The following is a 4,938-nucleotide window of genomic DNA, read 5'->3' as shown; positions in this document are numbered from 1 at the left end:
GACGTCTGTTCACCGCCGCGTCCCAGGACATCGGCGTCCTGGTCTACAGCGGATTGTTTCTCGCCGACGACGCCGCGATGGTCCGCCTGCTGGGGGAGAAGGCACAGGCGGGCGTGCGGGTCCGTGTCCTGCTCGGCGACCCCGGCTGCGCCGAAGTCGCTCAGCGGGGAGAGGACGAGGGTGTCGGCGACAGCATGGCCGCGCAGATCCGTAGCGCGCTGATCTTCTACCGGCCGCTCCTGCCCCTGGACAACTTCGAGCTCCGCCTCCATCAGACGATCCTGTACAACTCGATCTACCAGGCTGACGGCGACTACCTGGTCAACATGCACGTGTACGGCACCCGCGCCGGGAACGCGCCCGTACTGCATCTGCGAAGGGTGGCCGGCGGCGAGATGGTGACCACCTACGCCGACAGCTTTGAGAAGGTATGGGCACAAGCGACCCCGGTGGAGTCCTGACCATGGCTAAGCGGATCGACTTCTACGACGACCCCGACGCGCCCGAGCCGAACAGCCTGGTTCCGTCCGTGAACGTCATCGTCACCAACACGGCCGGGGACGTCCTGATGATCCGCCGCAGCGACAACGACAACTGGGCCGTGCCCGGCGGCGCGATCGACCTCGGCGAGTCCATCCCTGCGGCGGCCATCCGCGAGACGCACGAGGAGACCGGCATCACCTGCGAGGTCACCGGCCTGGTCGGCACCTACAGCGACCCCCGGCACGTGATCCTCTACACCTCCAACGGCGAGGCCCGACAGGAGTTCTCCATCGTCCTGACCGGTCAGGCGATCGAGGGCGAGCCAACTCCGAGCGAGGAGTCCCGAGAGGTCCGCTGGGTGCCGCGGAACGAGATCACGTCACTGCCGATGGACCGTTCGATGCGCATGCGGATCGACCACTACCTAACCGGCGTCGGCCTGCCGCACATCGGATAGCGCCGCCTCTACCGAACGCACCGAGGACACGATGCAGGGGGTAGCGTCCGCGATCGACCGGCTGACCACATGCTCAGGTCCGTACCGAGAATGGATCTCGGCCAGCCGGTCGGCAACGTCCACATGCCGGCCGTCCGGACCGGTCGTCATGTCGCAGTAGGTGAGCGCCCTGGCCAAGTCCGGCGCTTCCTGGTCGAACTCCCTGGCCAACACGTCGAACAGGTCCCGCTGCCGGGCCTCGTTGTCCGCACACGAGTGATAGGCCACCAGGCGACACAGCCGTCCATCCGCCCCGGCGACGTCGCGCAGGTAGCGAGCGCCGTCAAGCTGATGCATGCCCGTGTCAACCAGATCCGGGGCGTACCCGATGTCATGCAACAGCGCAGCGGCAATCAAGGTGTCGGCCTCTTCCCCCAGGAGCGGCGTCAAGGAAGCAGCTCGCTCAGCCACTCCCTCGGTATGTGCCCAACGGCGAGGCAAGGTCGTCTTCAACAGCTCTTTGGCCAGGCCATAGGCCCAATCGACATGCTCCACGTCGTTCACCTTAGACAGACCGTATATGGGCCGATCTAGGGCCAGATGCGGACGTCCTAGGACGTCTCACCCACAAACGAACCGACCCCGCCCATGCTCGACCACGACCAACCCTTCACGCTCCAGAACGTCGAGCGCCCGCCGCACCGTGTCCCGCGAAGCCTCGTACCGCTGCCGCAGTTCCTTCTCGCTCGGCAACACAGCCCCCGCGGCGAGGGCGCCGCTCTCGATCTGAGCGCGCAGCTCAGAGGCGATCACCTGATATCGGTACGCGGTGTCCGCCCGCGGCCCCGGCACCACGCGGCCTTTCGAGGGAACCGTGACGATGACCCCCTCCTGCTCCAGGATGGCCAGGCCACGCCTGAGCGTGTTCCTGGCCACCCGGAACTCCGCGCACAACTCAGCCTCGGACGGCAGCGAACCGCCCGCCGGATACCGGCCGGCAACGACCCGCGCCCGCAGCCGCTCCGCGATCTGGGCGTAGACAGCACCGCCCGTCAGCCACGGAGATTCGTCCACAGCCATGCCGTCAGGCACGCCGATACGCATCAGAGATCAGACCCAGATCGATACGCAGCTCGGCCTGCTCACCTGAGCGCCAGCCGTTCCGGGCGACTTGCTCAACCCGGTCGATGGCGGCCTCCAGATTGAGGCAACTGGTCCGCTCGTCGGGCTGATCACCCCAATAGAACCAGTAGAACGGGACGTTGACGTAGACCTTGCGGATACGAGAGCGACGATCCTGGACGCTCAACTCAGGACGCCCATCCTCAGCCGCCATCAAAACGGCTGCGATACCCCGAGGTCGTAGCCCGTTCCCCAGCTCCGTCAGCAGACGCTGCTGGTAAGCGAGGCTCTGTGCTCGGCCGCTTTGCATGTGTTCCGTCCCTTCGGTGGCTCTTCCGGCCCCACGAGCATCGGCCAGGCACTGGGAACCTCTACACCGCAACTAAGGGACGTCTAGGGACGTCTCATGTTAACGTCGCAGACAACGACGGTTCCCTCACAGGAGCGGCGGCCCCCATGAACGACCACTTGCGCAACGCGATGCTCGCAGCCCGCATCACCCCGACCGACGTCGCGGCAGCCCTCACCGTGGACCCCAAGACCGTCCACCGCTGGCTCCAGGGCCGCATCCCCTACTCCCGCCACCGCTGGGCCATCGCCGACCTCCTCCAGGTCCACGAAGCCGACCTCTGGCCGCAGGTAGCCCGACAACACCTCGCCCTCGCCGGCGACGTCCGGGCCATCTACCCCCACCGCTGGGCCGTCCCCAAGAGTGTCTGGCATGCCCTCTTCCAAGGTGCAACCGAGGAGATCGACATCCTCACCTACAGCGGCCTGTTCCTCCCGGAAGACGGCAAAATACTCGACACCCTCACCGCCAGGGCACACGCAGGCGTCAAGATCCGCATCCTCCTCGGCGACCCCAACAGCCCCCAGGTCGCCAGACGCGGCACCGACGAGGGCATCGGCCCCGAAGTCATGGCCGCCCGCATCAATAACGCCCTAACCCTCTACCGCCGGCTACACGACGTCCCCAACGTAGAGGTCCGACTCCATCGAACCGTCCTCTACAACTCCATCTTCCGCGCAGACAACGAACTCCTGGTCAACCTCCACGCCTACGCCACCCCAGCCGCCGAAGCCCCCGTCATGCACCTCCACCACAAGGAGGAGCAGGGCACAGCCGCGGTCTACCTCGCCAGCTTCGTACAGGTCTGGGCCACCGCTGTGCCTCACGACAACAAGAGCCGATCAGACACCGGACAGCCCTGAAAGCAACTTCTCTACACGTGATCAAGGGCAGCCCGCCTCCGGCGGCCTGCCGCGCGTTGGGCGGTCGCTGGCCGCGCTGCGGCTCTTCGGCCGGTCGCGACCAGCACCGCCCACGCGCTCGGTAGCCGCAGCTGGCGGGCAAGCTCATTTCGACGTGTGGTTAGCGGGCGTTTGGCAGGCGGCGGTGGTCGTCCTGTTCCACCGAGCTTGCGAAGTGGTTGAGGTCGTGACGATCGCTCGCCTCGCTGCTCTTTCGCATGGGTTGGGGCGATCGACGCCGAGGCTTTCCTTCGTCAGGCCATGGCATCGAAGTTCGAGGCTGGGGCACCCAGAAGGTAATCCCGAGAAGTTCGGAGCATGGCTGGTGAGAGCGCAGCCAGACACTTGGTCAAGGCGAATACGAGACGATCATGTACCGCCCTCGAGTTCCCGGCACACCAGGCTCGATCACGGCATGCCTCCATCGACCGTAGTCGGCCTCTGGTGAGCCATACTCCGTCACCTGCGTGGTCCACCCGTAGTCAGCAAGAAGGGCTTCGGGCTCGTCGCAGCCGGACTGCCAGGCATGACCGCTCTTGGCCATTTCCTGGAGCCATTTTGCCATTGCATCGCTTTCCAACGACTTCTGGCTCACATAGTCGGCGAGAAACCAACTTCCAGGAACCGAGAGGGAGGCGATGTCAGATAGGAGGGCGTCTCGCTGATCTGGCGTAAAGAAATAAAGCAGCCCTTCAGCCAGCCAGATGGTCGGACACTCTGGGTGAAAACCCACCCTGAGCAGTGATGGTATCCACTCTTGTAGGAGGTCCGCTCCGCAGTTACGCCACTCACAGCGGGGCTGAGCACCTGCGGTAATGAGCCGTTGTCTCTTCACTTCGAGCAGTGCCGGACGATCGATCTCGAAGATGACCATCCCCGGCGCCCAATCCAGCCTGAAGGCGCGGGTATCCATACCTGCGCCAACTAGAACGAACTGTCGGATCCGCTGGTCCAAGGCAATCTCAAGAATTTTTTGATCAAAAAAGCGCGTTCGCACGGCCATCGCGGGATCCTCGACGCTATGCTGCACCTCTTCCTCAAAGCGACGCATGATTAGGGGGCCTTCTTGCCCAGCCAAAATCGTGGCTAGTGGGTCAAGGAAGAGGCGATCCGGACGTGCCTGCTCACGAGCTCGAGACGATGCGGTCCAGAGAGCGGTCTTGGCGAGTGGATCCAGGGCCTCCGACATATTGTCATGGTACCAGCGATGAATAGAATGCCAAGCGGTCCCGTCGTCATCGTACACCGAGCATGTCGAGACATAGACACTTCAAACTTCATATTGGGACGCCAAACGTCACTGTGGCATCGAGCGTCCCTATATGAGCGCGACTTTCACCGGTGCAGACCGGTGAACGATGGTCCTACACGGCATGCCCGGACATCTATGTCCTTCCAGACATCCCCTACTACGTAGGGTTCGATGGCAAGCCACTCATCAAGATCGGCTCGCGATGGGAAGTCGAGGACGAGCATCGAACCGATCATTTTGTCCTGGTCATCCAGGATGGCGGTGCCATAGAGCATGTTTCCGGTAGCGACCATCTGGTCCCCTAGGGCGATATGCTTATCCCGGGCCAGCAGTCGCCTCTCAAGCGCCTGGTCGTCCGTGCCGTCATAGGCGATGAGCAAAAATTGCATCGAAC

The 4,938-nt window shown here is 63.9% G+C and carries 7 protein-coding genes and 1 pseudogene; 3 read left to right on the top strand and 5 right to left on the bottom strand.

Annotation, left to right across the window (positions count from 1 at the left end; translation table 11 throughout):
• Both ACWCSD_RS47785 and ACWCSD_RS47780 read left to right on the top strand, forming a co-directional pair.
• Nucleotides 1-461, top strand: a pseudogene (locus ACWCSD_RS47785) (XRE family transcriptional regulator); the annotation flags it as partial.
• A gap of 2 nt (nucleotides 462-463) precedes the next feature.
• On the top strand, nucleotides 464-940 hold the full coding sequence (locus ACWCSD_RS47780) for an NUDIX hydrolase (protein ID WP_449925666.1): 477 nt from the start codon (nucleotides 464-466) through the stop codon (nucleotides 938-940).
• Here ACWCSD_RS47780 and ACWCSD_RS47775 read toward each other — a convergent pair.
• The 3 genes from ACWCSD_RS47775 to ACWCSD_RS47765 are packed head-to-tail and all read right to left on the bottom strand — an operon-like array spanning nucleotide 908 to nucleotide 2,255.
• On the bottom strand, nucleotides 908-1,483 hold the full coding sequence (locus tag ACWCSD_RS47775) for an HD domain-containing protein (protein ID WP_449925663.1): 576 nt from the start codon (nucleotides 1,481-1,483) through the stop codon (nucleotides 908-910). The genes ACWCSD_RS47780 and ACWCSD_RS47775 overlap by 33 nt on opposite strands.
• A 57-nt stretch (nucleotides 1,484-1,540) precedes the next feature.
• On the bottom strand, nucleotides 1,541-2,023 hold the full coding sequence (locus ACWCSD_RS47770; RefSeq protein ID WP_449925660.1) for a GntR family transcriptional regulator: 483 nt from the start codon (nucleotides 2,021-2,023) through the stop codon (nucleotides 1,541-1,543).
• On the bottom strand, nucleotides 2,004-2,255 hold the full coding sequence (locus ACWCSD_RS47765) for a hypothetical protein (protein ID WP_449925657.1): 252 nt from the start codon (nucleotides 2,253-2,255) through the stop codon (nucleotides 2,004-2,006). Before ACWCSD_RS47765 ends, ACWCSD_RS47770 begins: the two co-directional genes overlap by 20 nt.
• A gap of 242 nt (nucleotides 2,256-2,497) precedes the next feature.
• Between ACWCSD_RS47765 and ACWCSD_RS47760 the strand changes: the two genes are divergently transcribed.
• Complete coding sequence (locus tag ACWCSD_RS47760) at nucleotides 2,498-3,253, top strand: XRE family transcriptional regulator (RefSeq protein ID WP_449925654.1); 756 nt, start codon at nucleotides 2,498-2,500, stop codon at nucleotides 3,251-3,253.
• Nucleotides 3,254-3,641: 388 nt separating this feature from the next.
• Here the strand turns inward: ACWCSD_RS47760 and ACWCSD_RS47755 are convergent, their stop codons facing one another.
• Entirely contained in the window at nucleotides 3,642-4,481 is an 840-nt protein-coding gene (locus ACWCSD_RS47755) for an SAM-dependent methyltransferase (RefSeq protein ID WP_449925651.1), read from the bottom strand.
• A 146-nt stretch (nucleotides 4,482-4,627) separates the two neighbouring features.
• A partial coding sequence (locus ACWCSD_RS47750; RefSeq protein ID WP_449925648.1) for a YciI family protein occupies nucleotides 4,628-4,938 on the bottom strand: 311 nt, incomplete at its 5' end.

The sequence above is a fragment of the Nonomuraea sp. NPDC001684 genome, from assembly GCF_053596515.1.
Note: the sequence above shows the minus strand (reverse complement) of the source record. Positions and strands in the feature narration are given on the sequence as shown.

Excerpts from the sequence above, each read along its gene's own strand:
- ACWCSD_RS47780 (WP_449925666.1), top strand. The coding sequence starts at position 464 with ATGGCTAAGCGGATCGACTTCTACGACGACCCCGACGCGCCCGAGCCG.
- ACWCSD_RS47770 (WP_449925660.1), bottom strand. The coding sequence starts at position 2,023 with ATGCGTATCGGCGTGCCTGACGGCATGGCTGTGGACGAATCTCCGTGG.
- ACWCSD_RS47765 (WP_449925657.1), bottom strand. The coding sequence starts at position 2,255 with ATGGCGGCTGAGGATGGGCGTCCTGAGTTGAGCGTCCAGGATCGTCGC.
- ACWCSD_RS47760 (WP_449925654.1), top strand. The coding sequence starts at position 2,498 with ATGAACGACCACTTGCGCAACGCGATGCTCGCAGCCCGCATCACCCCG.
- ACWCSD_RS47755 (WP_449925651.1), bottom strand. The coding sequence starts at position 4,481 with ATGTCGGAGGCCCTGGATCCACTCGCCAAGACCGCTCTCTGGACCGCA.